Source organism: Streptomyces sp. NPDC096205, from assembly GCF_044763135.1.
GTDB lineage: Bacteria > Actinomycetota > Actinomycetes > Streptomycetales > Streptomycetaceae > Streptomyces.
The window spans coordinates 542585-568796 of the sequence record NZ_JBIWFS010000006.1 but is presented as its reverse complement, the minus strand read 5'-3'; the positions used below and the strand labels follow the sequence as shown (position 1 = coordinate 568796).

Sequence of the window (26212 nt, the reverse complement as noted above, 5' to 3'; positions counted from 1 at the left end):
CCGGCCCGCCACGGTCCGCAGGTGGAGGACGGCCGCACCCCCCACCACCTCATCCGTTCGGCCCAGCCCAGCCCGCGGCCCACCTACATCCACGGCATCGTCGTAAGGACGCAGGACGACACGCCCGTACGCCGTGAGAGGTGGACTCAGACGTGAGCGACACCGCAGGGACGCCTTCCGCACGGCCGGATGTGGCCGGGGCGGGGGCGTCTGCGTCGGGGCGGGGGCTCATACGGCGGCGGCGCAGGCGGTGGGTGCGGGGCACCGCTCTCACGGTCGGTGTCCTCGTCCTGGCGGCCGTAGGAGCCGGATGGGTCGTGTACGCCAAGCTCGACGGGAACATCACGGCGGACGAGGCCGCCGCCGCGGAGCTCGCCCGGTACGAGAAGGAGCGGCCGACCTCGCTGGTGAAGGGCGCGCAGAACCTGCTGCTGATCGGGTCGGACTCGCGGGCCGGGGACGGCAACCGCAAGTACGGGCGCGACTCGGGCACCCAGCGGTCGGACACGACGATCCTGCTGCATCTGTCGGCGGGCCGGCACAGCGCGACCGCGGTGTCCCTGCCGCGCGACCTGATGGTGGACGTGCCCGGCTGCCGGCGGCCGGACGGCAGCCGCGCCGAGCCGATGTTCGCGATGTTCAACTACGCCTTCGAGACGGGCGGTTCGGCCTGCACGATCCGGACCGTGGAGAAACTGACCGGGATTCGGATCGACCACCACATGGTGGTCGACTTCAGCGGCTTCAAGAAGATGGTCGACGCGGTGGACGGCGTCGAGATCTGCCTCACCGAGCCGATCCGCGACAAGGCCGCCAAACTGCGGCTCCCGGCGGGGCGCGTGAAGCTGAACGGGGAACAGGCGCTCGGTTATGTGCGCGCCCGCAAGTCCCTCGGCGACGGCAGCGACACCGACCGCATGGACCGCCAGCAGCGTTTTCTCGGCGCGCTCGTCAACAAGGTGCGCAGCAATGACGTCCTGCTGAATCCGGTGAAGCTCTATCCGGTGCTGGACGCGGCCACGTCCTCGCTCACCACCGACCCGCCACTGGCGAGTTTGCGTGGTTTGTACGAACTCGTACGAGGCCTGCGCGACATCCCCACCGAACGGGTGCAGTTCCTGACAGTGCCGCGGGAGTCGTACGTCTACAACGCCAATCGGGACCAGCTCGTCGAACCGGCCGCACAGAAGCTGTTCGCCCGCCTCCGCTCCGACGCTCCGATCAGTGTCGCCAAGGAGGTTCCGCGGGATTCCGCGACAAACGGCGCTACGGATTCACAGTCGCCCGATCACACAGCGTACGAGGGCACGAGTCCCTCCCCCACGCCCACGTTCCGCGGAAACACCGCCGCCGAGCACGACTGCGAGTAAAGGCACGCCCAAGTCGGCGGCTCCGGACGAACGCGCGTTCAAAGAAATGGGCGGTATTGCCCGGTTGTAGGGACGTGGAATTTGTCACCGTCGTCGCCCCACGCTGAACTGGGCGGATAGTGTGAGCGCTTCCGGTGCCCCCGGCTCAGAGGTCCGACCGGTCCTCGGTCCGGGGTCGCGCACTGTTTGTACGAGACCCGAGCGCCTTTGAGGGGGAAGGCGCCGCGTGGCCCCGACGGAGGATTCGGACAACCGTGGACGCGCAAGGCCGTGGGCGGGCGGACAACATCGACCCCGCAGACCAGTGGGTGCTCAATCCGGACACCGGCGAATACGAACTGCAACTGGGCGATTCCGCACCGCAACAGTCGGCCGTACCGGGCCCGCGCAGAGCCGCCCGCCGTGCCGAGGGCGCGGTCCGCTCCCGCACCGGCGCACCGGGGCGCGGCGCACCCGAGGCGCCCGGCCGCGATGTGCCGCCGCCGCGTCGGCGCCGTACGGCACCCGAGGAGCCGGTGCCGGGACGTCGTGGGCGGCGTCCGGCGAAGAAGGCGGGCAAGGCCAAGAAGGTCGTGATGTGGACCGGCGGCAGCATGGCGCTGGTCCTGGTCGCCGTCGCCGGAGCCGGCTATCTGTACCTCAAGCACCTCGAGGGCAACGTCGACACGACGGACGTCGGCACCGCGGGCGCGAGCAGCTTCCGCAAGGACGAGGCCTTCAACATCCTGCTGATCGGCACGGACAAGCGCACCGGCGAGGGCAACGAGGCTTACGGCGACAAGGAGAACACCTCCGGGCACGCCGACACCACGCTGCTGCTGCACGTCGCCAAGGACCGCTCGAACGCGACCGTGCTGAGCATCCCGCGGGACATGATCGTGGACATCCCGGACTGCGACACCAAGCAGGACGACGGCTCCTTCGAGACGATCCCCGGCATCCACGACCGCTTCGGTTACAGCCTGGGCGTCAGCGGCCGTGACGCCGGCTGCACCATGCGCACCGTCCACGAGCTGACCGGCGTCAAGCCGGACCACTTCATGATGGCCGACTTCAACGCCATCAAGACCCTGACCACAGCGGTGGGCGGCGTCGACGTGTGCGTCGAGAAGGCGGTGAACGACGAGAAGTCCGGCCTGGTGCTGCCCAAGGGTCCCTCCACGATCCAGGGCGAGCAGGCGCTGGCGTTCGTGCGGACCCGGCACGCCTGGGGCAACGAGGGCGACCTGGACCGCATCAAGGTGCAGCAGCAGTTCCTGGCCTCGCTGATGCGGCAGATGTCCTCCGGCGACACCCTCACCAGCCCGACCAAGCTCGTGAAGCTGGCGGAGGCGGCCACCAACGCGCTCACCGTCGACAAGGCCATCGGCAAGGTCAGCACGCTCAAGGACATCGCCCTCGAGCTGAAGAAGGTGCCGATGAAGAACATCTCCTTCACCACGGTGCCGGTGAAGGACAACCCCGCCGAGACGAAGGTCCATGTGACGGTCGTCGTCGACGAGTTCAAGGCCCCGCCGATCTTCGACGCGATCAAGAACGACATCTCCTTCACCGACGTCAAGCAGAAGCAGAAGAAGGAGAAGGCGGCCGTCGCGGCCCGGCTGAAGGGCACCAAGGCCCCGGCCTCCGACGTGCGGGTGCGGGTGCTCAACGGCGGTGCGGCCGACGGCTCCGCACAGGACACCCTCAACTGGCTGCAGCTGGAGAAGGGCGTCAACAAGTCGGAGAACGGCGGCAACGCGCCCGCCGACCTGGCGAGGACCACGCTGGAGTACGCGCCCGACCAGGCGGACCAGGCCCGCGCCCTCGCCGCGATGATGGGCCTGTCCGGCGCGGCGATGAAGCCGGGCAAGAGCGTGACCAACGCCCAGGGGCTGCCGACGATGACGCTGACCCTGGGCAAGGACTTCAAGGGGGCGGGGATTCCGCTGACGGGTCCCGCGAAGATCGACGTGAAGGACAAGACCACAGCAGACAAGGTGCAGTGCGCCAGCTGAGATTCGTAACGCCACCGAACGGGCCTGTCGTGCGTCTGACTTGACGAACGGCAGGCCCGTTCGACGGCGCAGGGGTGGGGAGACGACAGACGTGACGAACAACAGCGTGGGAGACGAGGGCGCGGGGGCGGGGACCGCCGCGGCGGTTTTGGACGCCCGTGAGGCGGAGGCCGGGGACGGCCCCCCGACGGACGCCACGGCGCTGCGCCGGCACGGCAGACGCCGGGCTCCGCGCAAGCACCGGGTGCTGAGGTGGTCCGCGACGACGCTCGCGGTGCTCATAATGGGCACGGCGGGCGCCGGTTATCTGTACTACCAGCATCTGAACAGCAACATCCAGCACGGCCAGCGCGAGAGCGGCGACTCCAAGGCGACGAAGACCCCGCCGAACGCCGCCGGGCAGACCCCGCTGAACATCCTGCTCATCGGCTCCGACAGCCGGGCCTCCGACGCGAACGTGGCGCTGGGCGGCGGCCGCAACCACCGCGACAATCCCCCGCTGGGCGATGTGCAGATGCTGATCCACCTCTCCGCGGACCGCGAGAGCGCCGCGGTGGTGAGCATCCCGCGCGACACCCGCGTCGACATCCCCAAGTGCACGGACCCGGACACCGGCGAGGAGTTCGCGGCGGACAACGACATCATCAACGAGTCGCTGGCGCACGGCGGAGCCGGCTGCACCCTGGCCACCTGGCAGAACCTCACCGGCGTCTACATCGACCACTGGATGACGATCGACTTCGCCGGCGTGGTGCGGATGGCGGACGCCATCGGCGGGGTCGAGGTCTGTGTGAACCAGAACGTCGACGACCGCCCGAAGCCCGGCCGAGAGGGCGGCTCCGGCCTGTACATGACGAAGGGCCCGCACAAGGTCAAGGGCGAGCAGGCCCTGCAGTGGCTGCGGACGCGGCACGCCTGGGGCAGCGACCTGCTGCGGGCCAGGGCGCAGCACATGTACATGAACTCGATGATGCGTGAGCTGCGCGGCCAGAACGTCTTCACGGACACGGGCCGCCTCATGGACCTGGCCGACGCCGCCACCAAGTCCCTGAAGGTCTCCGAGGAGATCACCACGGTCAAGAAGCTCTACGACCTGGGCATGCAGCTGAAGTCGGTGCCGACGAACCGCATCACCATGACGACGATGCCGAGCGTCCAGGACCCGCTGGACCGCAACCACGTGGTCCCGGCCGGTGCCGACGCCGAGAAGATGTGGGCGATGCTCCGCGACGACGTGCCCTTCGACAAGAACAGCACGACCAAGCCGTCCGGCAAGAAGACCGAGGAGAAGGTGTCCGCCGACCCGGCCGCTCCCGACGCCGAGATCGGTGTGCTGGTGCAGAACGCCACCCGCTCCGAGTCGCTCGGCGTGGTCAACGGCCGGGCGAACACCGTCTCCCAGGCCCTTGTGCAGCAGGGCTTCACCCGTGCCGGGGCCGACACCTCCGGCTCGTACGCCGAGGAGCGGACCGTGGTGCGCTATCCCAGCGCCGAGCTGGAGGGCGACGCGCAGCGGGTCGCCAAGTCGCTCGGGATTCCGCTCACTTCGGTCAAGAGGTCGGCCGACGTCTCCGGCGTGACCGTCGTCGTGGGCGGCGACTGGCGCGAGGGCACGGCGTATCCGAAGCAGTCCAAGCCCAGGGCGGGCGACCTGCCGGAGAACTCGGACGCGCTCAACGGCGACACGGACAGCGGCAAGTGCATGGACGTGTACGAGCCGTACCGCTGGTGACAACGAAGTTGCCCGGGAGGCGCGCCACTGCCATGATCATCAGGTTTCAGCCACCTGACCTGATGCGGACTCAAACATGCGTTTTTCCAAGCGACTTGGTTCTGTTGCCGCCGTCGTCGGCCTCACGGTCGCGGGCACCGTCGCCGCCACCGGCAGCGCCGCGGCCGCGAGCTACACCGGCGCCTGCGGCTCGGGCTACGGCGTCATCGACTCCAAGTACGTCGGCGACGGAACCGCGTTCCTCACGTACAACAGCTCCACCGGCTACAACTGCGTCGTGACCGTCAGCGACACCCAGGGCACCCCCATGATCCTGGACGCCCGCCTGCGCCTGCACCGCACCGACACCGTGTGGAAGTACAACGAGTACGACCGCGGCACGTACAGCTACTACGCGGGCCCGGTGTACCTCTACGCCAAGGGTTCCTGCATCGACTGGGGCGGCTCCGCCGCCTCCAACTACACGCGCATCGACTACGGCGTCCACTGCGGCTGATCGACGGAATCGGGGAATCCAGCATGCGCAAGCTCTCGAAGGTCACCCAGTGGGTGGCCACGGCCGCGACGCTGGTCGGCGTCGCCGTGGTCGCGCCGGTCGTCACCGCCGCGCCCGCCTCGGCCGCCGGTTACGGCTGCGCCGGCAACCTGGTCTACACGAAGTCGGTGTACGCCAACAGGAACGGCTACACGAACAAGATAGGCACCGTGCAGTCGTACTACGACGGCACCTACAACTGCTCGGTGTTCGTGAAGTCGGCGTACGTCGGCACGCCCACCCAGATGAACTTCTCCATCTACAAGGAGGACGACGGCACGTTCGACGACGACACCGGCGCCTTCTCCTCCTACGCGGGTCCCGTGCGGATCAAGGCTCCCGGTTCGTGCGTGAGCGAGATGCTCATCATGGACAACCCCAGCGGCACGCAGATCTTCTTCGGCCAGGCGGCTCCGCCGCACAACTGCGGCTGACCCACGGAACGGGGAACAACAGCATGCGCAAGCTCACCAAGGTCACCCGGTGGATGGCCACCGCCGCGACGCTGGTCGGCGTCGGCGTGGTCGCGCCGGTCGTCACCGCCGCGCCCGCCTCTGCCGCCGGTTACGGCTGCGCCGGCAACCTGTCGTACTCGAAGGCCGTGTACGGCAACAGGAACGGCTTCAGCAGCAAGCTGGGCACCGTCTACGACTACTTCGACGGGACCTACAACTGCTCCGTCTTCGTGAAGTCCGCCTGGGCCGGGACCCCCAGCTGGATCACACTGGCGATCTACCGGGAGCCCAACGACGGCACCTACGACGAGGACTCGGGCGACTTCAGCAGCTACGCGGGTCCGGTGCGCATCAAGGCGCCCGGCACCTGCGTGGTCGAGATGCTCGACGTGTACAGCCCGGGCGGCACCCAGGCGTACGTCGGCCAGATCGGCCCGCACTCCTGCGGCTGATGCCATGACGAGAACGCTCGGCCGGGACGTCCCGGCCGAGCGTTCTTGTCGTTCTGGAGGCTCTGTGGCTCTTTAGCGCCAGCGGAAGGACGCGTTGTTGTTGTACGTGTTGACGAGGTTGCCCTTGTCGCGCGGCGGGGCGACGTCGTAGGCCCCGGCGTAGTTGGAGTTGAAGTAGGACAGGCCGGTCTTGCTGTCGTGGCTGTTGGCGTAGGACGCGGCGTTGTTCTTCACGACCTGGCCCACGCCGGCCGTGCCCTGGCCGCCGTCGGTGAAGCGCCAGGGGTAGGTGCCGCCCCAGTTGGCGATGTTCTCGTAGGTGGCCGTCCAGCCGCCGAGCTGGTTGGAGTTGTACCAGAGGCAGTAGTCGACATCGATGACGCCGCCGCACAGGCCGTCCGGGATGTCGTCGGCCTGGGCAGGAGCGGCGGTGGCCAGCATCCCGAGGGTGCCGGCGGCGGCCAGGGCGGCCGCGAGGGCCGAGGTGCGCATACGCATGGGAGCGTGTCCCTTCTTTCCTCTGTATGGGGGGTGGGGATGGGGGGTGGAACGGCCGCGGGTGCCGGTCAGGAGGACTCGCCCAGCTCGGCGGCGGCCCGCTTGAGCTGGTCGGTCTTGTGCCGCTTGACCTCGGCGAGGTCTTCGGCGTCCTGCTCGATGCGCTCGCGCTGCCATCCGGACTCGACGTCGAACCAGGTCCGCACGAGTCCGGTCTTCTTCTTGCATTCGACGTCCGCTCGGGCCGTCGAAATCTCGGTGCCGCTCGCCTGCTTCGTCGCGAACGCGGGGTCGTCGATGGCGTCCATCGGCGAGGCGTAGCGGTAGCCCCGCCCGGCCATGCACGCCGACCAGTCACGGAAGACGGCCAGCACGCGCGGGTCCTTCTGGCTGCGGGCGTAGCTCTCCATGTTCAGCTGTCGGGCCTTGTCGTCCGGCCCGAACTCGGCCTCGTCGCCCGCCAGTCGGCGCTTGGCCTCGCCGACGCAGCCGCCGTCGGGGTCGAGGGTGCCGTCGGTCATCGGCTTGCCGACCAGGGCCACCCGCCCGGCCGGGCTGAGCGACTTGGCCGCGCTTTCCTGCTCCACCGCCGGGACCGGGAAGTGGTAGCCGTAGACCTGGGCGGTGTAGGTGTTGGCGATGCCGTAGCGGCGGTCCAGCACCCCGATGTCCGGCCCCCCGGCGTCCGCTTGCGGGCGGTAGTCGAAGCCCGCGCGCTCCATGCAGCGCTGGGTGAGGGTGCTCATCGCGCGGGTCAGCTGGCCCATCTCGGCCTCGGAGAACATGTAGCCCTCCACCGGCAGGGCCAGACCGGCGGTGAGGCTGGACGACGCGGGCGCCACGGAGTTGTCCGGCCGCGGGGGCGAGGAGGTGCCGTCGCCGTCGCCGTCACCGGAGCAGCCCGCGAGGAGCAGGGTGCCTGCGAGCATCACGGTCGCTGTCGTCTTTCGCACGTCACTTCCTTGCCGAACCATGTGGAGAACCAGAGGGACCAGGGCGGGCACGGGGGCGGTCAGCGCCGCAGCGCTTCCGCGGGCTGGATCCGGCTGGCGCGCCACGCCGGGTACAGGCCCGCGAGCAGCCCGGTGACCAGGCCGACCGCCGGGGCGGTGACGACGGTCGCCGGGTGGATCACCGGCGTCCAGTCGCGTACGACCGCCAGCGCGACCACCGTGACGGCGCCGAGGCTGGTGCCGACCAGCCCGCCGAGCGCGCCCAGCGCACCGGACTCGGCGAGGAACTGCGCGGTGATGTGCCGGCCGCGGGCGCCGAGGGCCCGGCGCAGTCCGATCTCCCCGGTGCGCTCCAGGACCGCCACCAGCGTGGTGTTCGCGATGCCGACCGCGCCGATCACCAGGCAGATCCCGGCCAGCAGCATGAACAGCTCGTCGAGGTCGGAGGTGACGTTGCCGCGCAGGCTCCGCGGGTCGGGCGGCGGTACGGCCCGGAAGTGCTCGGGGTGGGCGGGGTCGAGCGCCAGTGCCGCCTCGGAGGCGATCTGCCGGGCGGCGCCCAGGTCGGTGGAGATGAGCATCTTGGCTCGCTCCCCGCCCTCCGGGCCGCCCCAGATCCGCTCGGCCGCGGTGCGCGGCACCACCACCGACAGCAGCAGGTCCGCCTTGCGCTCGACGTCCTCGACGATGCCGATGACCGTGAAGGCGTGGTCGCCGACGAACACCGCCGGGGCGGTCTCCAGGGTGGTGATGCCGAGCCGGTCGGCCAGGCCCGAGCCGATCACGGCCACGTTCTCGCCCCGCCGGTTGTGGTACGCGTCGAAGGTGCGTCCCTGTTCCAGGCGCGGCCCCGCCGCGGCGAGGACGCCGGGGGACGCCGCGACCACCTGGGTGCGTTCGCCGCGCGCCCCGGCCCCGGGCGGCGCCGCGGAGACCAGGTCCTCGGGGTTCAGCCGGACCGGCCAGTACACGCCCGCGTCGCGGACGCCGCCCAGTGCCCCGATCCGCGCGTCGGCGTCCGCCGGGAACGCGTTGGCCAGCAGGTCGGGCCGGTCGCCGCCGGTGTCCTCGACGGTCACCTCGGTGGCCGTGAGCGCGTTGAACCGGGAGTCGATCTGCGACGACGTGGTGGCGGTCAGCCCGAGGACGGCGACGAAGGTGCCCACGCCGAGGACGGTGCCGAGCGCGGTGAGCGCCGAGCGCGCCGGGCGCTGCAGGATGCCGGCGGCCGACTCCGACACCAGGTCGCGCGCGCCGAGCCGGGACCGGTCGACAGGTGCCGTACGGCTCCTGCGGCCGAGGCGAAGCAGCCTCGTACGGCTCTCGCGGCCGGGTATGCGGACCTTCACGCGGCGACCACCGCCTGCTCGGTGAGCACGCCGTCGCGGATGGCCACGGTGCGCCGGCCGCGCGCGGCGACGCCCGGGTCGTGCGTGATGACGACGAGGGTCATGCCGTCGGAGTGCAGCTCGTCCAGCAGGGTCAGGATCGACTCGGCGGTGGCCGTGTCGAGGTTGCCGGTCGGCTCGTCGCACAGCAGCAGGGAGGGGCGGGCGACCAGGGCGCGGGCGATGGCGACGCGCTGGCGTTCGCCGCCGGAGAGCCGGGTGGGCAGCGCCTCGGTGCGGTGGGCGAGGCCGACGCGGCGCAGCGCCTCCCGGGCCCGTTCGGCGCGCTCCCCCCGGTTCGCCGGGTCGTAGAGCATGGCGAGGGTGACGTTCTCCAGCGCCGAGCGGTGCGGCAGCAGATGGAAGCTCTGGAAGACGAACCCGATCCGCCGTCCCCGCATGCCGGTGCGGTCGGCGTCGCTGAGCCGCGCGGTGTCGATGCCGTCCAGGAGGTAGCTGCCCTCGGTGGGCGCGTCGAGCAGGCCCGCGATGTTCAGGAAGGTGGACTTGCCGGAGCCGGAGGGGCCCACCACGGTGACGTAGTCGCCCCGCTCGATGGTCAGGTCGCAGGGCTTGAGCGCCTCGACCGGCGGCGGGCCGGGGTAGGTGAGGGCGACCCGGCGGAACTCGACGACGGGCGCGGCGGACGTCTCGGGGGCGGGCGCCGTGAGGTGCGCCGCCCGCGCCCGGCGCAGCCGCGCCAGGACGGATCGGCTCACCGCGCGATCCCGACGACGACCTTGTCGCCGGCGGTGAGCCGGGCGCCGCGCAGGGGCGTGATCTCGGTGTAGCCGTCGCCGGAGGTGCCGGCGCGGACCTCGACGCGGCGGCGTTCACCGGACCGCTCCAGGACGGTGACGGTGGTGCGGGAGTCGGCACCGGCGGAGAGCGCGGAGACGGGCACGACGAGCACCTTGCGGCCGGTCGTGGCGGCCTCGATGGTCAGGCGCACGTCCTGTCCGGCGAGGCGGGCGGCGAGCGCGGAGGCGGGCCGGACGACGACCGTGTATCCCTGGCCCGCGGAGGCGGCGGCCGCGTCGGCCCCCTCGCCCTCGGGCGCCGCGGGGGTGTCGGCCACCGAGGCGACCGTGCCGGTGACCTGGTCGCCGTAGACCTCGGAGAGCACCTCGACCTTCTGGCCGGGACGTACCAGGTCCTTCTCGTGGGCGCCGAGAGTGCCCCTGACCACCAGCCGGCCCGCGGAGAGGGTGGCGAGCTTCTCGCCGACCTCGCTGCCGACCTTGGCGTTCATGGTGTCGACGCGGGCCGGGAAGCCGCTGAGGAAGACGACCTCGGAGGCGGGCACCATGGCGCCGGAGACGGCTTCGGCCTGCTCCAGGTCGTCCTCGGCCTCGGCCAGGTCCTCCCGGGCGTACCGGACGTCGTCGACATGCCCGGTGTCGGCGGCGCTCTTGCCGTCGTCGGTCTTGCCGTCGTCGGTCTGGTCATCGGCTGTCTTGCCGTCGTCGCCGGACGCGCTGCCGTTGTCCTGCCGGAGGAGTCCGTCGAGCCGGCGCTGGGCCTGCTTGACCTGGTCGCGAGCCGCTTCGACGGGGTCCTCGCCGCCCTGGCCGCCGCCGGCGACGACGGGCTCGTAGCCGATGGCGGCGTACAGCGCGGCGACCGCCTGCTTGGTCCCGGGGCCGTAGGTGCCGGCCGCGTCGGAGCCGGGGTCGTGGCCGAGGGTGCGCAGGGCCTGCTGGAGCTGGCGTACGTCGTCGCCCTGGGTGCCCGGCTTCAGGTCCCGGTAGACGGGGAGGGTGCCGGGCAGTGCGAAGACGGGCCGGCCGGAGACCTCGGCCAGCACGCGGCCGGCCTCGAAGGTCTGCCCGGAGCGCACCATCACCTTGGTGACGACGGGCGCGGCCGAACCGTCGGCCGCGATGCCGGCCGGCGCCAGGTCGACGGTCTGCGAGGCGGCGACGATCCCGCGGGTGACCACGGTGTCGGCGAGCACACGTCGCTCGACGGGCGCGGTGAGCACATCCGGGGCGGGCGGGCCCGCGTCGGCGGCGGCCTGGGCCGGCGACTTCACGAACGTGGAAGTCCACACGGCGGCGCCCGCGAGCACCATGGCACCCGTCGCCAGGGCCGCCACGGCACGCTTGCGCCGCGACAGCCCGGAGCCGGTCCCCGGCTGGGACATGCTTCCCCCAAAGTCGTTCTCCGGCCGCGGTGTTGGCCACCCGGATCGGTCAGTTCCAGCCACCCGCAACCGTGTTCGAACACAGACGATCACCCGCACAAGAAGCCTGTCAAGTGGGTTCCGACGCACCGTCAAGTGCTGGTCGTGGCCTGTGGTTTACTGTGCGTCAGCTTTGAGCCATCAAGATCACTTCTGGCCGTTCGGGCAGCTCACACTTGCCTCACAGACCGCGGCCCGTGTCAGGATCCTCGACGGCTCGCAGTCCCAGCCATGACCGAAAAACAGGGGGAACAATCATGCGTATCGGTGCAAAGCTCGCCGGCCTCGCGCTCGCCGCGGGCGCCGTGGCGGTCACGACCACGCCCGCCAGCGCCTACGAGTTCGACAACTACAAGGACGGCTACTGCGTGGCGCAGGAGCTGTGCATGTACTACCACTCCGCCGGCTACTCCTCGTCGTCCATGATGGACTACTTCGACGAGGAGCCCACGCACCACGACGACCGCTTCCTGGCCTCCGGTCCGGGTCAGGGCCAGGTCGTGGGCAACAACGCCTCGTCCGCGAAGTGCTGGGGCACCCGGTACAACTACGCGATCTTCTTCAACTCCAACTTCACGGGCCAGCGGCACAACCACACCTGCGACGGTGTGCGCCGTGACACCCCGGGCTGGCTGCAGAACAACAACGCCTCCAGCTACGAGCCCTTCTAGGCCGGCCGGTACACCTTGCGCACCACCAGGCTCGGCCTGGCGCTGGGCTGCGCCGCTCTCGTGTTGAGCGGCTGCTCCTCCTCGGACTCCGGGACCGCCGACCGGTCCCGGTCCGGGGACGCCCCGCCGGTCGATTTCAAGACACCCCCGCCGGTCACGGCCACGCCCACCCTGCGCGCCTCCACCGCCCTGGAGCTGCCGCTGGAGGCGTACGCCTGGACCGACTCCGAGGAACGCACCCGCCGCCAGGGCGAGGACCTGCTGGCCGCGCAGTGCATGCGCGGCTACGGCTTCGACCTGGCGCCCCGCCCCGCCTACCAGGGCGACAAGGCGCTGCGGGACTCCCGCCGCTACGGCATCAGCGACCCCGACACGGCCTCGCGCTTCGGCTACCGCATCGACCCGGCGGACCGCGGCCCCAAGCCGCCCGAGGAGAACTACTCCTCCGCGGAGTCCCTCGTGCTGTTCGGCCCCCAGGACGGACAGGGCGCGAGCCGGACCGCCGACGGCAAGACGGTGCCCAAGGGCGGCTGTTGGGCCAAGGCCCTGCGCGACCTGGCCGCCGACGGACCCGAAGTACGCCCGGACGACGAGGAGTTCGCCGACCAGCTGGCGATCTTCACCTACCAGGAGTCGCAGAAGGACCCCCGGGTGAAGAAGGCGTTCTCCGCCTGGTCCGCCTGCATGAAGGACAAGGGCTACTCCTACAAGGGCCCGATGGACGCGGTGGAGGACCCGGCCTTCAAGAACACGGCCACGGCCTCCCGGCGCGAGATCCAGGTCGCCGAGGCGGACGTCGCCTGCAAGCAGCGGCACAACGTCATCGGTGTCTGGTACGCGGTCGAGGTCGCTTACCAGGAACGCGCCGTCGAGCAGAACCAGCAGCAGCTCGACACGCTCAAGCAGCGCAAGGAGGCCATCCTCCGGACCGCCGCCCGCGCCGGGGCCACCCCGTGAGGCGCACGGCCCCCGTCGTGCTGCTCGCCGTGCTGCTGACGGCCTGCTCCTCCGGCACCGACCACGCCGACCGCTCCGACGGCCCGAGCACGCCCGGGACCCCGGCGGCAGCGGCCCCCGCACCGCGCATCACCCTGCCGCTCGACCCGTACCAGGTCTCCGACGAGGACTACTCCACCGTCTCGCGGGCCCTCGCGGAGCTCACCGACCGCTGCATGCGCGAGCAGGGCCTCCGCTACGACGAGGAGGCGCCCGAGGGCGTCGCCACCTCGGCCACCGGCACCGGGCACGAGCGCCGCTACGGCATCACCGTGCCGGAGACCGCCGAGAAGTACGGCTACCACCTGGACGGCACGCCGAGCCGGCAGGTGACACCGGCGCCGCAGTCCAAGCGCTACCAGCGCGCGCTGATGGGCACGGGCAAGCCCACCGGCACCGACGGGCAGTTCGACGACGGCTGCGCCGGCCGCGCCCACCTGGAGCTGGAGAAGGGCATCGACATGGATGCCGTGGACCTCCCGCAGTGGTACAAGCGGGAGTCCTTCCAGCAGTCGCTGAGCGAGCCGCTGGTGACGAAGGCGTTCGCGGCCTGGTCCGGCTGCATGGCCGAGTCAGGACACCACTTCCGCACCCCGCTGGACCCGCTCGCCGACCGCAAGGTGCTGGGCGAGAAGGTGACGCCGTACGAGCGCGCGGTGGCCACGGCCGACATCGCCTGCAAGCAGCGGACCGGGCTCGTCGCCGCCTGGCGGAACTCCGAGGCCGCGCTCCAGCGCTCTCTCATCGAGTCCCGCGGCCCGCAGCTGGCGAAGGCGCGGGGGGAAGCGGCCCGGCTCATCGCCCGGGCCGACCGAATCGTCGGTGCCGACAAGAACTGACCTGGCACCGAGCCACAGGCCGGCCGTGCACGACGGCCTGCCGAAACCGAGGGGAACCCACATGAACCGCTGGGCCACGCTGGCCACGGCCGGTGCCGCGGCACTGACCTCCGTGCTCGCCTACTCGAGCACCGCGCAGGCCGCCGACGGCGTCTGCGAAGTGCAGGACGCCTGCTACTACTTCAACTCCAACACCTCGGGGTCGATGATCGACTACGAGGGCGACCAGTGGACCCACCACGACGACTACTTCATCTCGTCCGGCAACGGCCAGGGCCAGGTCGTCGGCAACAACGCGGCCTCGCTTTTCTGCAACATGGGCCCGCTGTTCACCTGTGAGACCTGGTTCAACTCCGGCTACGGCGGCGACTCGTTCAAGACGCTGGGCACCAAGCGCGTCAACCTGCCGCTCTGGCTGAAGAACAACAACGCCTCCAGCAAGAAGTACTACTCGGGCGGCTGCAGCGGCCCCGGCTGCTGACCAAAGGTCAGTGTGAGCCGGCGTCCGCCCGCACCGCCGGGCGCCGGCTCGCGATCACCTTCCTGGCCAGCGACTTCGGGCTGGTCAGGAAGCCCCAGCCCCACGACATGTGCATGGTGGCCAGCGCCACGGGGATCTGCAGCCGGGCCTTCGGCGACAGGCCCTTGCCCGCCGGGAGCGAGCCCGCGACGATCGCCGCGAGATAACCGCCGGGGACGACCAGGCCCCACGGCGTGACCAGGGCACCCACCACGATCCCGGCCGCGATCGCGCACACCGCCGCCGGCGGAGCGAGATAGCGCAGGTTGATCGAACCGGAGTGGTACCGGGCGACCACATGCCGCCACCGCCCGTAGTCCTTGTACTGCTTGGCCAGCGCCTTCACACTCGGCCGCGGCCGGTAGGAGACCTTCAGCTCGGGCGAGAACCAGATGAGACCCCCGGCCTCCCTGATCCGGAAGTTCAGCTCCCAGTCCTGGGCGCGGATGAACTCCTCGTTGTAACCGCCCTGCTGCTCCAGCGCCTCGCGCCGGAAGACACCGAGGTAGACGGTCTCGGCGGGCCCGGCCTGACCGCCCGTGTGGAAGGCCGCGTTGCCGACGCCGACCTTGGAGGTCATCGCGGCCGCGACCGCGTCCTCCCAGGCGTTCTCGCCCTCGGCGTGCATGATCCCGCCGACGTTCTGCGCGCCGGTCTCCTCCAGAAGCCGTACGGCGGTCGCGATGTAGTTCGGCGACAGCATGCCGTGCCCGTCGACCCGGACGACGACCGGATGCCGGGAGGCCTTGATCGCGGCGTTGAGGGCGGCGGGCGTACGGCCGGTCGGATTGGGGACCGTGTGCACCCGCGGGTCCTCGGCCACCAGCTCGGCCGCGATCTCGTCCGTACGGTCCGTGGACGGACCGAGGGCGATCACGACCTCCATCTCACCGGCGTACTCCTGCGCGAGGATCGCCTGGACGGCGTGACGCAGATGCCGCTCCTCGTTGAGGACGGGCATGATCACAGAAACGGCGGGGAGCTGCACGTCGGACTTCGCGTTCATAGGGGGCTCACGTTACCGCGAACGGGGGACACCCATGCGCCCCGGCCGTGGCGGTACCCCGGACCGGAGATCGTATGGGCCTACGGTGCTCACGGATCCCGCGTACGGCCTCGCCCGGAGGTGTCCCTTGCCCACGCCGCCCAGGTCCCCCGGCCGGCCGCAGTCCCACCCGCAGCCCCGCCCACGGCCGTCCCGCCGCGCGCCCCGGCCCGCCCCACGGCCCAAGCGGCCGCGCTGGGCCCTGCGGGCGGCCACGGCCCTGTCGGTCGTCGTGCTGGCCGCGGCCGGCATCGGGCACGCCGTCGTCACCAGCCTCGACGCGGACATCGCCCGCGTCGACCCGTTCAAGGACATGAAGAACCGGCCGCGCGCCGGGCACGGCATGAACCTGCTGCTCGTCGGCACCGACGGCCGCGACAAGATCAGCGAGGAAGAGCGGCAGAAGTACCGGCTGGGCGGCGCCCCCTGCCACTGCACCGACACGATCATGATCGTGCACATCTCCGAGGACCGGGAGCGGGCCAGCATCGTCAGCCTCCCCCGCGACTCCTACGCCGAACTGCCCGCGCACACCGACGCGACCACCGGCGAACACCACAAGGCCCACCCCATCAAACTGAACGCCGCCTACGCCGAGGGCGGGCCGCAGCTGACCGTGCGCACGGTCGAGAAGATGACCCGGGTGAAGATCGACCACTACCTGGAGGTCGACTTCACCAGCTTCATGCGGACCGTCGACGTCCTCGGCGGCGTCCGCGTCTGCACCGCCGAGCGCCTGAACGACCCCTACACCGGCCTGGACCTGGCCCCCGGCCCGCACGACCTGCGCGGCGGCCAGGCCCTGCAGTACGTGCGCTCCCGCCATGTCGACGGCGCCTCCGACCTGGGCCGGATGCAGCGCCAGCAGCGGTTCCTCGCCGCGCTGGTGGAGCGGGCGACCTCCTCGGGAGTGCTGCTGAACCCGCTGAAGTTCCGGGACGTCACCCGGGCCGTGCTCGGCTCGGTCCGCGCGGACAAGGGCTTCGGCACCGGCGAACTCCTCGACCTGGGACGGGCGATGCGCACCTTCTCGCCGTCCTCCTCGGAGTTCGTCACCGTCCCCATCGGGCAGATGGGCTACGCCGTGAAGGGCATCGGCTCGACCCTGAAGTGGGACCCGGTGAAGTCGGCCCGTCTCTTCAGGTCCCTGCGCGAGGACAAGCCGCTGGCCGCGCACCGGCCGCACAGCGCCGCCGTACGCGTCCCCGTGGCTCCCCAGCAGATCCGCGTCCAGGTCGAGAACGGCACCTCCACCGCGGGCCTCGGCCGCCGCGTCGACGCCGCGCTCGCCGCGACGGGCTTCGACACCACCCGCCGGCCGGCGAACGCCGCCCCGGTCCGGCGCACGACCGTCGCCTACGACCCCCGCTGGGACCGCTCCGCCCGATCCCTCGCCGCGGCCCTGCCGGGCAGCGAACTGCGGCCGGTCAAGGGCCAGGGCGGCACCCTGAAGGTGATCGTCGGCCCGGACTTCGAGAAGGTCCGCAAGGTGCGGGCGGAGGATGCCCGGCAGGGCGAGTTCGGCGTGGTGCGAGGCGACGAGGTGAGCTGCCCCTGAGGGCAGGGCCGCGGCGGCGGTGTGTGCATCGTTTGTTGCATCCGGAGGGCGCGAACACCCGGTGAATCGGGGCGGCCGGTGCAACAAACGATGCACACACCGGCTCCGCCAGGGCCTCAGTCCTCGTAGCCCTCCGCCGCCCGCTTCTCGCGGAGCTCCATGATCGCGCGGCGGCGCGCCAGGCGGTGGGTGCGGCGGATCTGGGCCTCCTGGTAGCGGCGGCGGTCGCGGTCCGTCTCCGGGACGACCGGCGGGACCCGGCGGGGCTTGCCGTCGGCGTCGACCGCGGCGAAGACCAGGTAGGCCGAGCCGACCTGGGTGGCGGGGGCGGACTCGTTCCAGCGCTCGGCCAGGACGCGGACGCCGACCTCCATCGAGGTGCGGCCGGTCCAGTTGACCTGGGCCTTCACATGCACCAGGTCACCGACCCGGACCGGCTCCAGGAAGGCCATCTCGTCCATGGACGCGGTCACGGCGGGCCCGCCGCTGTGCCGGCCCGCGACGGCTCCGGCCGCGTCGTCGACCAGCTTCATGATCACGCCGCCGTGCACCGTCCCCAGCAGGTTGGTGTCACTGTGGGTCATGATGTGGCTGAGCGTGGTCCGGGACGCCGCGGTGGGCTTGCCCGGGATGTCCGCGTTCTCCATGTCGACGGTACTGGCCTGGTCTGTCATGGCCTCCACCTTATGCCGAACCGACAGGTGGGAACTTTGTGTCAGCTTGGCAACAGCACTGCCCCCGTTTTCCTCGGTCTCTTGTGGAGCACACGGTCGGGCCCGGCACACTGTTCGGCATGAACGATTGGCCCGAGGGATGGTCCGACGAGAACCGCGGCAGCCGCGGCCCCCGCTACGGCGGCGGCAGCGCCGGTGCGCAGCCCGAGGGCGCGCGCGTGATGCGGCAGGTCAGGCGTGGCCCGTCCGCGGGCGGCCGGCAGGCGCCGCCCCAGCACGGCGGAGTCCCGCAGCAGCCGTCGTACGTCGATGGCGGCGGTGACGACTTCGGCGGCTACGACAGCGGCTACAACACCGGCCAGGTCTACGGCAGCCCCGGTGGCGGCGGACCGCGTGAGCCTGGTCACCCCGGCGGGCCCCGGCCCCGGCCGGACTGGCGGCGCCGCATCAAGTGGACCGCGATCACCGTCACGACCGTGCTGTTCGTCACGGCGGTCGGCACCTACTTCTGGGCCGACTCCAAGCTCAACCGCGAGGTCGACCTGTCCAAGGTCATCGAGCGGCCCGAGGCGGGCGAGGGCACGAACTACCTCATCGTCGGCTCCGACAGCCGCGCGGGCATGACCTCCGAGCAGAAGAAGAAGCTGCACACCGGGTCCGCCGAGGGCAAGCGCACGGACTCGATGATGATCCTGCACACCGGCGACGGCGCCCCGACGCTGGTGTCCCTGCCGCGTGACTCGGACGTGGAGGTCCCCAGCTTCGTGGGTTCCGAGTCCGGCAAGACGTACCCCGCGACCGGCCGGCATGTGAAGCTGAACGCCGCGTACGCCGAGGACGGGCCCGAGCTGCTGGTCCGTACCGTCGAGTACAACACCGGCCTGCACATCGACCACTACGTCGAGATCGGCTTCGCCGGCTTCGCGAACATCGTGGACGCGGTCGGCGGCGTCGAGATCGACATCCCGAAGGCCTTCAAGGACAAGAACTCCGGCGCCGACTTCGAGGCGGGCAAGCAGACCCTCGACGGCCAGGAGGCCCTCGCCTTCGTCCGTACCCGCTACGCCTTCGCCCGCTCCGACCTGGACCGCACCAAGAACCAGCAGAAGTTCCTCGCCGCGCTGGCGAGCCAGGTCGCCACCCCGAGCACGATCCTCAACCCGTTCAGGCTCTACCCGACCATGGGCGCTGGCCTGGACTCCCTGATCGTCGACAAGGACATGGGCCTGTTCGACCTGGCCGACATGTTCTGGGGGATGAAGGGCGTCAGCGGCGGCGACGGCAAGTCCATGAACATGCCCCTCGCGGGCACCACCGGCAGCAACCTGCTGTGGGACAAGGACAAGGTCAAGACCCTGGTGAACCAGCTCAACAACGACGAGACGGTCACCGTCTCCGGCGACTGACCGCTCCTACGCCCGCCCGTGCGCGAGCAGCGCACCGTGCTCCAGCACCAGCTCGCCGTCGTCGGTGTACTCCGCGGCGGCGAGTTCGTCGTACGCACCGCGGATGCGTACGACGGTGTCGGCGTCCTGTGCCGTGACGATCAGGCCGATCGTCGCGAGGCCGGCGGCGGCGGCGCTCCACCACTCCTCGACGCCGGCACGGTGTGTGAAGCGGGTCTCGGCGCAGGCGGCGCCGGTGAAGCCCGCCTCGGTGAGGAGGGCCTCGACGCCCTGCGGGGTGCGCGGGAAGTCCTCGGCCGCATCGAGGCGCGGCAGGTCCGGCGGTCGTACGACACCGGCGGCCTGAAGGGCGCGGCCGAACAGCTCCATGCCCGCCTGGCGGCCGGGGCTCCACAGGGTGAGGGCGAGCTGCCCGCCGGGCCGCAGGACGCGGCGCAGCTCGGCGAGGGCGGTGCGGGGGCGGCCGACGTGGTTGAGCACGAAGTTGCCGACGACGGCGTCGAACTCGCCGTCGGGGAAGGGCAGTTCGGGGAGGGCTGCCACGTCGGCCGGGATGCCCCGGGCGCGTGCCCGGTCCGCCATCCCGGCGTCGGCGTCCACCGCCCGTACCCGCGCGCCCCTCTCCTGGGCCGCGAGGGCCGCCCTGCCGGTGCCGGTGCCGACATCGAGGACGTACGTCCCCGTGCCGACGCCCGCCGCGTCCAGCAGCGCGGGCACCGGGTGCGCGCACAGCCGGGCGAAGGTGGAGTCGTAGGCGTCGGCACGGCCGGCCCACATCCGCCGCTCGGCGGAGTCGAACGAGGTCGTGCTCACGCCTTGCGGCCCACGCCCGCGAAGTGGGTGACGTCCACGGGCTCGCCCGCCTGGTCGGGACGCCAGCGGGAGCAGGTGACGATGCCGGGCTCCAGCAGGTCGACGCCGTCGAAGAAGCGGGTGAGGTCGGCCCGGGTGCGCAGGGTCATGGGGGCCGAGCCCTGGCTGTTCCAGTACTCGACGGCCTGGGTCATGGCCTCGCCGTCGACCTCGGTCGTGGGGTGCGACAGGACGAGGTGGCTGCCGGAGGGCAGGGCGTCGAGGAGGCGGTGGACGATGGAGACGGCCTCGTCGGTGTCCATGACGAAGTTGAGGATGCCCAGCATGGTGACGGCCACCGGGCGGTCCAGGTCCAGCGTCTCGGCGGCCCCGCGCAGGATCGCCTCGGGGTCGTGGACGTCCGCCTCGATGTAGTCGGTCGCACCCTCGCGGGTGCTGGTGAGCAGCGCGTGGGCGTGGGTGAGCACGAGCGGGTCGTTGTCGACGTAGACGATCCGGCAGGTGGGGTCGACGCGCTGGGCGACCTCGTGCGTGTTCTCGGCGGTCGGCAGCCCGGTCCCGATGTCCAGGAACTGCCGCACCCCCGCCTCCCCGGCGAGATGGCGCACCGCCCGCGCGAGGAACGCCCGGTCGGCGACGGCCGAGCGGGGCAGCGCCGGCACGAAGGAGAGGATCTGGTCGCCGACCTCCTGGTCGACCGGGTAGTTGTCCTTGCCGCCCAGCCAGTAGTTCCAGATGCGCGCCGAGTGCGACACATCGGTCCGCAGCCGGTTGACCCGGGCGACGCCTTCGTCGTGCGGCAGGACGGGGTCGGACATGGTGCCTGGTCTCCTTCGGGCAGGAATGATCGGTTGCGCCCTCAACCTAGACACAATCGACCTCCCTTGTCGGCCACTTGACCGAAGACGCCGACAGCCCCCGACCGGGTGTCCGGGCGGGGGCTGTCATCGAGCCGGGGCGCCTTACGGCAGGTTGCGCGCCATCACGATCCGCTGGACCTGGTTCGTGCCCTCGTAGATCTGGGTGATCTTGGCGTCGCGCATCATGCGCTCGACCGGGTAGTCGCGGGTGTAGCCGTAGCCGCCGAGGAGCTGGACGGCGTCGGTGGTGACCTCCATCGCCACGTCGGAGGCGAAGCACTTGGCCGCGGCGCCGAGGTAGGTCAGGTCGGCGTCGCCGCGCTCGGAGGCGGCGGCGGCCTGGTAGGTCAGGGCGCGGGCGGCCGAGATCTTCATGGCCATGTCGGCGAGCATGAACTGGATGCCCTGGAAGTCGGCGATGGGCTTGCCGAACTGCTTGCGCTCCTGGACGTAGCCCTTGGCGTAGTCGAGGGCGCCCTGGGCGATGCCGAGGGCCTGGGCGGCGATGGTGATGCGGGTGTGGTCGAGAGTCTTCATCGCGGTGGCGAAGCCGGTGCCCTCCTCGCCGATCATGCGGTCGGCGGGGATGCGGACGTTGTCGAAGTAGACCTCGCGGGTCGGGGAGCCCTTGATGCCGAGCTTCTTCTCGGGGGCGCCGAAGGAGACGCCCTCGTCCCCCTTCTCGACCACGAAGGCCGAGATGCCCTTCGAGCGCTTCTCCGGGTCCGTCACGGCCATCACCGTGTAGTACTCCGAGACGCCCGCGTTGGTGATCCAGCGCTTCACGCCGTTGAGGACGTAGTGGTCGCCGTCGCGGACCGCCTTGGTCTTCATGCCGGCCGCGTCCGAGCCGGCGTCCGGCTCGGAGAGGCAGTAGGAGAACATGCCGTCGCCCTTGGCGAGCGGGGTCATGTACTTCTTCTTCAGCTCCTCGGAGCCGGAGAGGATCACCGGCAGCGAGCCCAGCTTGTTCACCGCCGGGATCAGGGAGGAGGACGCGCAGACGCGGGCCACCTCCTCGATGACGATCACGGTGGCGAGGGCGTCCGCACCCGCGCCGCCGTAGGACTCGGGTACGTGCACCGCGTGCAGGTCGTTCGCGACCAGCGCGTCCAGCGCCTCCTGCGGGAAGCGCGCCTCCTCGTCCACCGCGGCGGCGTGCGGCGCGATCTTCGCCTCGGCCAGGGAGCGGACGGCGTCGCGGAGCATGTCGTGCTCCTCGGACGGGCGGTACAGGTCGAAGTCAGCCGATCCGGCCAAGGTCTCTCACGCTCCAAAGACGCTGTGATGCTGGCGCTAATTACCGTTAAGTAACCAAAATTTTAGTGCCCCCGCTCACTTCAGTGATACGTGAGCTAGGCGACAGGGCGGAACGGGCCCGCCGACGGGGCCCGCATGGGGTTCCACCTGCCCCGGCTATGCTCGGGCACCGACCCCCGTCGGTACACCCCTATCGGTCTCCCTGGAGCGTCCATGGCCCTGAAGATCACCGTGATCGGCACCGGTTATCTCGGTGCCACCCACGCCGCCGCGATGGCGGAGCTGGGCTTCGAGGTGCTCGGGCTCGACGTCGTCGAGGAGAAGATCGACCTGCTGCGGCAGGGCCGGGTGCCGATGTACGAGCCGGGGCTCGAGGAGCTGCTGCGCCGGCACGTGGCGGGCATCGAGGGATCGAGCGGACGGCTGCGCTTCACCACCGACTACGCCGAGGCGGCCGCCTTCGGTGACGTCCACTTCGTCTGTGTGAACACCCCGCAGCGGCACGGCGAGTACGCCTGCGACATGTCGTACGTCGACTCCGCCTTCGCCGCGCTCGCCCCGCATCTGAAGGGCCCCGCTCTGGTCGTCGGCAAGTCCACCGTGCCCGTCGGGTCCGCCGAGCGGCTGGCCGCCTATGTCGCCGAGCACGCGCCCGCGGGCGCCGACGCCGAGGTGGCCTGGAACCCGGAGTTCCTGCGGGAGGGCTTCGCGGTGCAGGACACGCTGCACCCGGACCGGATCGTGGTCGGGGTGCGCAGCGAGCGCGCCGAGAAGCTGCTGCGCGAGGTGTACGCGACGCCGGTCGGCGAGGGCACGCCGTTCGTGGTCACCGACTTCCCGACGGCCGAGCTGGTGAAGACCGCCGCGAACTCCTTCCTCGCCACCAAGATCTCCTTCATCAACGCCATGGCCGAGGTGTGCGAGGCCGCGGGCGGCGATGTGGTCGAGCTGGCGGAGGCCATCGGGTACGACGACCGGATCGGGGCCAAGTTCCTGCGCGCCGGGATCGGCTTCGGCGGCGGCTGTCTGCCCAAGGACATCAGGGCGTTCATGGCGCGCGCCGGCGAGCTGGGCGCGGACCAGGCGCTGACGTTCCTGCGGGAGATCGACTCGATCAACATGCGGCGGCGCGGCCAGATGGTGGAGATGGCCCGCGAGGCGCTCGGCGGCGGGTCGTTCCTGGGCCGCCGGGTCGCGGTGCTGGGCGCCACCTTCAAGCCCGACTCCGACGACGTACGGGACTCGCCCGCGCTGAACGTGGCCGGGCAGATCCACCTCCAGGGCGGCCAGGTCACCGTGTACGACCCGAAGGGCATGGCCAACGCCCGGCGGCTGTTCCCGACCCTCGGGTACGCCGACTCCGCGCTGGAGGCCGTGCGGGGCGCGGACGTCGTGCTGCATCTGACGGAGTGGCGTGAGTTCCGCGAGCTGGACCCCGGGGCGCTCGGTGAGGCCGTCAAGGCCCGGGTGATCCTCGACGGGCGCAACGCCCTGGACCCGGAGGTCTGGCGGCGCGCCGGGTGGACGTACCGGGCGATGGGGCGTCCCGCGGCCTGATCGCCGTACGGGACCCAAGAACGGGTGACGCCGTTTCGGCCGAGGCTCAGTCGGCCGAAACGGCGTCTTTTCGCATTCTGCCGCACGGACGGCCGCCGGCAGGGCGACGTCGCTACTTCGCCCGGTAGCGGCGCATCTTCGCGCGGGCCCCGCACACCTGCATCGAGCACCAGCGGCCGCGCCCGGCGGGACTGCGGTCGTAGTACGCCCAGTGGCAGGTGGTGGCCTCGCAGGCCTTGAGGCGGGTCCAGGTGCCGGCCACGAGCGCCTCGGCGACCGCGGCGGCGACCCGGGAGAGCAGCGGGCCGTCGGCGGCGGGGGCGAGGCGGGCGGAGCCGTCGGTGTCGTCGACGGCGACCAGCAGCGGGGCGGCGGCGAGCAGTGTGCCGAGCGGGGTCACCGCGCGGTGCGGCGGGTGGCCGGCGTGGGCGAGGAGGGCGACGCGCAGGGACTCGCGCAGCTCGCGGGCGTCCGGCACGTCCCCCTGGGTGAGCCCGAGGCGTGCCCGGCCGTCCTCGGTGTCGAGCGCGTCGGCGCCCGACTCGATGTCCAGGGTGTTGACCAGGGACTCGATCAGGGCGAGGCCTCCGGGCGCGGGTGATCTCTCGCTCATGAGTGCACGCTACCTCCCCGCTTTTCCCTTGCGACGTTACTGCCTATGCGGCAGCATGGGGTAACAGTTACCGGTTGCCAACGTCTGGCGGTAACCGGGTGTTCCCGAGGAGGAGTCATGACTGTCGCCAAGCTGGGTGTCGTCGTCCTGGACTGCCCCGACCCCGCCGCGCTCGCCGCGTTCTACGCCGGTGTCCTCGGCGGCAGCGTCGAGGGCGAGGGCGAGTGGGTGGACCTGAAGGTGCCGGGCGGACAGGCGCTGGCGTTCCAGGCCGCGCCGGGGTACGTCGCGCCCGAGTGGCCCGCCCCCGACCACTCGCAGCAGTTCCATCTCGACCTGACCGTCGAGGACCTGGACGCGGCCGAGAAGGAGGTCCTCGCCCTCGGCGCCCGCCCGCTGGACACCGAGGACCGCTCCCGCACCTGGCGGGTGTACGCCGACCCGGCGGGCCACCCGTTCTGTCTGTGCGCCTGCTGAGCGGCCGGGCCCAGGGCCTGTCTTCCGGATCATGCCGGCGTCGCGGGGTCTAGCCGCCGCGGGCGTAGCGGCCAGGGGTGGTGCCGGTGAGGCGCTTGAAGTGGCGGGTCAGGTGCGGCTGGTCGTAGAAGCCGGCCGCGGGGGCCACCTCGGCGGGCGGCAGGCCGGAGAGCAGCAGCCGCCGGGCGTGGTCGACCCGGCGGCCCATCAGGTACTGGTGCGGGGCGAGGCCGAAGGCCCCGGTGAAGGCCCGCACCAGGTGTGCGGGGTGGGCGTGCAGCGCCTGCGCCGCCTCCTTCAGGCTCAGCCCGTCGGTCAGCCGGGCGTCCAGCAGGTCGCGCAGCCGGTGGGCGACGCCCCGGTCCGCCGCGGGCGTCGCCGTCATGAGCCGGGGGCGCAGATGGTGGCGCAGCCGCTCACCGATCAGGGCGAGGCGGCTCTCCGCCTCCAGCGCGTCACCCCGGTCGGCGAGGGCCGTGTGCAGCCGGCCCACACGGTGGCGCAGCAGCGGGTCCACCAGGTCCGGTCCGTCGACCGCCGGGCCGATCAGCGTCTCGTCGAGCCGGGTCAGGTCCAGGTAGAGGACGCGTTTGCGGAAGCCGCCGGCCGTGGCGGGCGAGCCGTTGTGCGGGACCTGCGGCGGGAGCAGGGTCACGGTGTCACGGGCGGTGCCGTGCTCGCGGCGGTCGAGGTCGTAGCGGACGGCGCCCTCGTCGACGATCAGCAGGGTCCACACGTCATGCACGTGCATCGGGTAGGCGTGCTCGGTGAAGCGGGCGTGGAACACCTCGACGACACCCGGGACACGCGGGCGCCACGCGGAGACCTCGTTGCGGGCTGCCACCATGCAAAGAACGTACAAGAACGCGGGGGCGGGCGGTCGGCAGTCTCATGGCATGACCACAGGCATGACCACCGAGAACACCCCCGTACGGTTCGACACCAAGATTGCCGTCCTGCTGCGCGAGGACCTGGAGTCCTGGCAGCGGCTGAACGTGACCGCGTTCCTCGTCAGCGGTCTGGGCACCGAGCTGCCCGAGGTGATCGGCGAGCCGTACGCCGACGCCGACGGCACCCCGTATCTGCCGATGTTCCGCCAGCCGGTGCTGGTCTTCGAGGGCACGAAGGAGACGCTGACCGCGGCACACGGCCGCGCCCTGGCCCGTGCACTGCCCCGCGCGCTGTTCACCTCCGACCTGTTCGCCACCGGCAACGACCGCGACAACCGCGCGGCGGTGCGGGCCGTACCGGCGGATCAGCTGGACCTGGCCGGCCTCGCGGTGTACGGGCCGCGCAACGCCGTCGACAAGGTCCTCAAGGGGGCGCGCATGCACCCGTGAGGCGGGGCAGCGCCCTAG

At 71.3% G+C, this 26212-nt stretch carries 27 protein-coding genes; 15 read left to right on the top strand and 12 right to left on the bottom strand.

Annotation, left to right across the window (positions count from 1 at the left end; translation table 11 throughout):
* The first annotated feature begins 152 nt into the window (after positions 1–152).
* The 6 genes from ACIQ6Y_RS24745 to ACIQ6Y_RS24720 all read left to right on the top strand — a co-directional run bounded on the left by ACIQ6Y_RS24745 (position 153) and on the right by ACIQ6Y_RS24720 (position 6541).
* Entirely contained in the window at positions 153–1370 is a 1218-nt protein-coding gene (locus ACIQ6Y_RS24745) for an LCP family protein (protein WP_404042133.1), read from the top strand.
* A 254-nt stretch (positions 1371–1624) separates the two neighbouring features.
* Complete coding sequence (locus ACIQ6Y_RS24740; RefSeq protein WP_404042132.1) at positions 1625–3367, top strand: LCP family protein; 1743 nt, start codon at positions 1625–1627, stop codon at positions 3365–3367.
* A 247-nt stretch (positions 3368–3614) separates the two neighbouring features.
* Complete coding sequence (locus tag ACIQ6Y_RS24735) at positions 3615–5099, top strand: LCP family protein (protein WP_404042176.1); 1485 nt, start codon at positions 3615–3617, stop codon at positions 5097–5099.
* Positions 5100–5175: 76 nt separating this feature from the next.
* Positions 5176–5595, top strand: coding sequence for a spore-associated protein A (locus ACIQ6Y_RS24730; protein WP_404042131.1), 420 nt, complete (start codon positions 5176–5178; stop codon positions 5593–5595).
* A gap of 23 nt (positions 5596–5618) precedes the next feature.
* Entirely contained in the window at positions 5619–6068 is a 450-nt protein-coding gene (locus tag ACIQ6Y_RS24725; protein WP_404042130.1) for a hypothetical protein, read from the top strand.
* A gap of 23 nt (positions 6069–6091) precedes the next feature.
* Positions 6092–6541: a hypothetical protein gene (locus tag ACIQ6Y_RS24720; RefSeq protein WP_404042129.1), complete on the top strand. Its 450-nt coding sequence runs from the start codon at positions 6092–6094 to the stop codon at positions 6539–6541.
* Between the two features lie 72 nt (positions 6542–6613).
* On the opposite strand, the gene ACIQ6Y_RS24715 is transcribed toward ACIQ6Y_RS24720, so the two are convergent.
* The 5 genes from ACIQ6Y_RS24715 to ACIQ6Y_RS24695 all read right to left on the bottom strand — a co-directional run bounded on the left by ACIQ6Y_RS24715 (position 6614) and on the right by ACIQ6Y_RS24695 (position 11526).
* Positions 6614–7039 (bottom strand): peptidase M23, encoded by a 426-nt coding sequence (locus tag ACIQ6Y_RS24715; protein ID WP_404042128.1) that lies wholly within the window; start codon positions 7037–7039, stop codon positions 6614–6616.
* A 68-nt stretch (positions 7040–7107) separates the two neighbouring features.
* Positions 7108–7992, bottom strand: coding sequence for a hypothetical protein (locus ACIQ6Y_RS24710; RefSeq protein ID WP_404042127.1), 885 nt, complete (start codon positions 7990–7992; stop codon positions 7108–7110).
* 59 nt (positions 7993–8051) lie between these two features.
* Positions 8052–9341 carry an ABC transporter permease gene (locus ACIQ6Y_RS24705; protein WP_404042126.1) on the bottom strand — a complete coding sequence of 430 codons (1290 nt, stop codon included), beginning with the start codon at positions 9339–9341 and terminating at the stop codon, positions 8052–8054.
* A complete protein-coding gene (locus tag ACIQ6Y_RS24700; RefSeq protein ID WP_404042175.1) occupies positions 9338–10075 on the bottom strand; it encodes an ABC transporter ATP-binding protein in 738 nt (245 codons plus the stop codon). The genes ACIQ6Y_RS24705 and ACIQ6Y_RS24700 overlap by 4 nt, the downstream gene beginning before the upstream one ends.
* A 20-nt stretch (positions 10076–10095) precedes the next feature.
* Positions 10096–11526 (bottom strand): peptidoglycan-binding protein, encoded by a 1431-nt coding sequence (locus tag ACIQ6Y_RS24695; RefSeq protein ID WP_404042125.1) that lies wholly within the window; start codon positions 11524–11526, stop codon positions 10096–10098.
* A 296-nt stretch (positions 11527–11822) separates the two neighbouring features.
* On the opposite strand from ACIQ6Y_RS24695, the gene ACIQ6Y_RS24690 reads away from it, so the two are divergent.
* From ACIQ6Y_RS24690 to ACIQ6Y_RS24675, 4 genes are all read left to right on the top strand, one after another.
* Entirely contained in the window at positions 11823–12236 is a 414-nt protein-coding gene (locus ACIQ6Y_RS24690) for a hypothetical protein (RefSeq protein ID WP_404042124.1), read from the top strand.
* 15 nt (positions 12237–12251) lie between these two features.
* Positions 12252–13193 (top strand): hypothetical protein, encoded by a 942-nt coding sequence (locus tag ACIQ6Y_RS24685; RefSeq protein ID WP_404042123.1) that lies wholly within the window; start codon positions 12252–12254, stop codon positions 13191–13193.
* Positions 13190–14071: a hypothetical protein gene (locus tag ACIQ6Y_RS24680; protein WP_404042122.1), complete on the top strand. Its 882-nt coding sequence runs from the start codon at positions 13190–13192 to the stop codon at positions 14069–14071. Before ACIQ6Y_RS24685 ends, ACIQ6Y_RS24680 begins: the two co-directional genes overlap by 4 nt.
* Before the next feature lie 61 nt (positions 14072–14132).
* Positions 14133–14552 carry a hypothetical protein gene (locus ACIQ6Y_RS24675; protein ID WP_404042121.1) on the top strand — a complete coding sequence of 140 codons (420 nt, stop codon included), beginning with the start codon at positions 14133–14135 and terminating at the stop codon, positions 14550–14552.
* A 7-nt stretch (positions 14553–14559) separates the two neighbouring features.
* Here ACIQ6Y_RS24675 and ACIQ6Y_RS24670 read toward each other — a convergent pair whose 3' ends face one another.
* Positions 14560–15597: a glycosyltransferase family 2 protein gene (locus ACIQ6Y_RS24670; RefSeq protein WP_404042120.1), complete on the bottom strand. Its 1038-nt coding sequence runs from the start codon at positions 15595–15597 to the stop codon at positions 14560–14562.
* Between the two features lie 127 nt (positions 15598–15724).
* On the opposite strand from ACIQ6Y_RS24670, the gene ACIQ6Y_RS24665 reads away from it, so the two are divergent.
* Positions 15725–17194, top strand: a complete 1470-nt coding sequence (locus ACIQ6Y_RS24665) for an LCP family protein (RefSeq protein ID WP_404042119.1) — start codon at positions 15725–15727, stop codon at positions 17192–17194.
* A 116-nt stretch (positions 17195–17310) separates the two neighbouring features.
* On the opposite strand, the gene ACIQ6Y_RS24660 is transcribed toward ACIQ6Y_RS24665, so the two are convergent.
* The gene (locus tag ACIQ6Y_RS24660; RefSeq protein ID WP_404042118.1) at positions 17311–17868 is read right to left on the bottom strand and encodes an acyl-CoA thioesterase; all 558 of its coding nucleotides are present in this window, start codon (positions 17866–17868) and stop codon (positions 17311–17313) included.
* A gap of 119 nt (positions 17869–17987) precedes the next feature.
* Between ACIQ6Y_RS24660 and ACIQ6Y_RS24655 the strand changes: the two genes are divergently transcribed.
* On the top strand, positions 17988–19274 hold the full coding sequence (locus tag ACIQ6Y_RS24655) for an LCP family protein (RefSeq protein ID WP_404042117.1): 1287 nt from the start codon (positions 17988–17990) through the stop codon (positions 19272–19274).
* A gap of 6 nt (positions 19275–19280) precedes the next feature.
* Here ACIQ6Y_RS24655 and ACIQ6Y_RS24650 read toward each other — a convergent pair whose 3' ends face one another.
* From ACIQ6Y_RS24650 to ACIQ6Y_RS24640, 3 genes are all read right to left on the bottom strand, one after another.
* Entirely contained in the window at positions 19281–20051 is a 771-nt protein-coding gene (locus ACIQ6Y_RS24650) for a class I SAM-dependent methyltransferase (RefSeq protein ID WP_404042174.1), read from the bottom strand.
* A 32-nt stretch (positions 20052–20083) separates the two neighbouring features.
* Entirely contained in the window at positions 20084–20905 is an 822-nt protein-coding gene (locus ACIQ6Y_RS24645; protein WP_404042116.1) for an SAM-dependent methyltransferase, read from the bottom strand.
* Positions 20906–21049: 144 nt separating this feature from the next.
* Positions 21050–22207: an acyl-CoA dehydrogenase gene (locus ACIQ6Y_RS24640; RefSeq protein WP_404042115.1), complete on the bottom strand. Its 1158-nt coding sequence runs from the start codon at positions 22205–22207 to the stop codon at positions 21050–21052.
* 213 nt (positions 22208–22420) lie between these two features.
* Here ACIQ6Y_RS24640 and ACIQ6Y_RS24635 point away from each other — a divergent pair, with 213 nt between their 5' ends.
* Positions 22421–23764, top strand: coding sequence for a UDP-glucose dehydrogenase family protein (locus ACIQ6Y_RS24635; RefSeq protein ID WP_404042114.1), 1344 nt, complete (start codon positions 22421–22423; stop codon positions 23762–23764).
* Positions 23765–23876: 112 nt separating this feature from the next.
* Here ACIQ6Y_RS24635 and ACIQ6Y_RS24630 read toward each other — a convergent pair whose 3' ends face one another.
* Entirely contained in the window at positions 23877–24377 is a 501-nt protein-coding gene (locus ACIQ6Y_RS24630; protein WP_404042113.1) for a CGNR zinc finger domain-containing protein, read from the bottom strand.
* A gap of 117 nt (positions 24378–24494) precedes the next feature.
* Between ACIQ6Y_RS24630 and ACIQ6Y_RS24625 the strand changes: the two genes are divergently transcribed.
* On the top strand, positions 24495–24854 hold the full coding sequence (locus tag ACIQ6Y_RS24625; protein WP_404042112.1) for a VOC family protein: 360 nt from the start codon (positions 24495–24497) through the stop codon (positions 24852–24854).
* A 49-nt stretch (positions 24855–24903) separates the two neighbouring features.
* On the opposite strand, the gene ACIQ6Y_RS24620 is transcribed toward ACIQ6Y_RS24625, so the two are convergent.
* Positions 24904–25701, bottom strand: coding sequence for an AraC family transcriptional regulator (locus ACIQ6Y_RS24620; protein WP_404042111.1), 798 nt, complete (start codon positions 25699–25701; stop codon positions 24904–24906).
* 49 nt (positions 25702–25750) lie between these two features.
* Here ACIQ6Y_RS24620 and ACIQ6Y_RS24615 point away from each other — a divergent pair, with 49 nt between their 5' ends.
* Positions 25751–26194: a DUF2000 family protein gene (locus tag ACIQ6Y_RS24615; RefSeq protein ID WP_404042110.1), complete on the top strand. Its 444-nt coding sequence runs from the start codon at positions 25751–25753 to the stop codon at positions 26192–26194.
* Positions 26195–26212 lie beyond the last annotated feature (18 nt).

Excerpts from the sequence above, each read along its gene's own strand:
- ACIQ6Y_RS24730 (WP_404042131.1), top strand. The coding sequence starts at position 5,176 with ATGCGTTTTTCCAAGCGACTTGGTTCTGTTGCCGCCGTCGTCGGCCTC.
- ACIQ6Y_RS24725 (WP_404042130.1), top strand. The coding sequence starts at position 5,619 with ATGCGCAAGCTCTCGAAGGTCACCCAGTGGGTGGCCACGGCCGCGACG.
- ACIQ6Y_RS24720 (WP_404042129.1), top strand. The coding sequence starts at position 6,092 with ATGCGCAAGCTCACCAAGGTCACCCGGTGGATGGCCACCGCCGCGACG.
- ACIQ6Y_RS24715 (WP_404042128.1), bottom strand. The coding sequence starts at position 7,039 with ATGCGTATGCGCACCTCGGCCCTCGCGGCCGCCCTGGCCGCCGCCGGC.
- ACIQ6Y_RS24695 (WP_404042125.1), bottom strand. The coding sequence starts at position 11,526 with ATGTCCCAGCCGGGGACCGGCTCCGGGCTGTCGCGGCGCAAGCGTGCC.
- ACIQ6Y_RS24690 (WP_404042124.1), top strand. The coding sequence starts at position 11,823 with ATGCGTATCGGTGCAAAGCTCGCCGGCCTCGCGCTCGCCGCGGGCGCC.
- ACIQ6Y_RS24675 (WP_404042121.1), top strand. The coding sequence starts at position 14,133 with ATGAACCGCTGGGCCACGCTGGCCACGGCCGGTGCCGCGGCACTGACC.
- ACIQ6Y_RS24670 (WP_404042120.1), bottom strand. The coding sequence starts at position 15,597 with ATGAACGCGAAGTCCGACGTGCAGCTCCCCGCCGTTTCTGTGATCATG.
- ACIQ6Y_RS24660 (WP_404042118.1), bottom strand. The coding sequence starts at position 17,868 with ATGACAGACCAGGCCAGTACCGTCGACATGGAGAACGCGGACATCCCG.
- ACIQ6Y_RS24655 (WP_404042117.1), top strand. The coding sequence starts at position 17,988 with ATGAACGATTGGCCCGAGGGATGGTCCGACGAGAACCGCGGCAGCCGC.
- ACIQ6Y_RS24650 (WP_404042174.1), bottom strand. The coding sequence starts at position 20,051 with ATGTGGGCCGGCCGTGCCGACGCCTACGACTCCACCTTCGCCCGGCTG.
- ACIQ6Y_RS24645 (WP_404042116.1), bottom strand. The coding sequence starts at position 20,905 with ATGTCCGACCCCGTCCTGCCGCACGACGAAGGCGTCGCCCGGGTCAAC.
- ACIQ6Y_RS24635 (WP_404042114.1), top strand. The coding sequence starts at position 22,421 with ATGGCCCTGAAGATCACCGTGATCGGCACCGGTTATCTCGGTGCCACC.
- ACIQ6Y_RS24630 (WP_404042113.1), bottom strand. The coding sequence starts at position 24,377 with ATGAGCGAGAGATCACCCGCGCCCGGAGGCCTCGCCCTGATCGAGTCC.
- ACIQ6Y_RS24625 (WP_404042112.1), top strand. The coding sequence starts at position 24,495 with ATGACTGTCGCCAAGCTGGGTGTCGTCGTCCTGGACTGCCCCGACCCC.
- ACIQ6Y_RS24620 (WP_404042111.1), bottom strand. The coding sequence starts at position 25,701 with ATGGTGGCAGCCCGCAACGAGGTCTCCGCGTGGCGCCCGCGTGTCCCG.
- ACIQ6Y_RS24615 (WP_404042110.1), top strand. The coding sequence starts at position 25,751 with ATGACCACAGGCATGACCACCGAGAACACCCCCGTACGGTTCGACACC.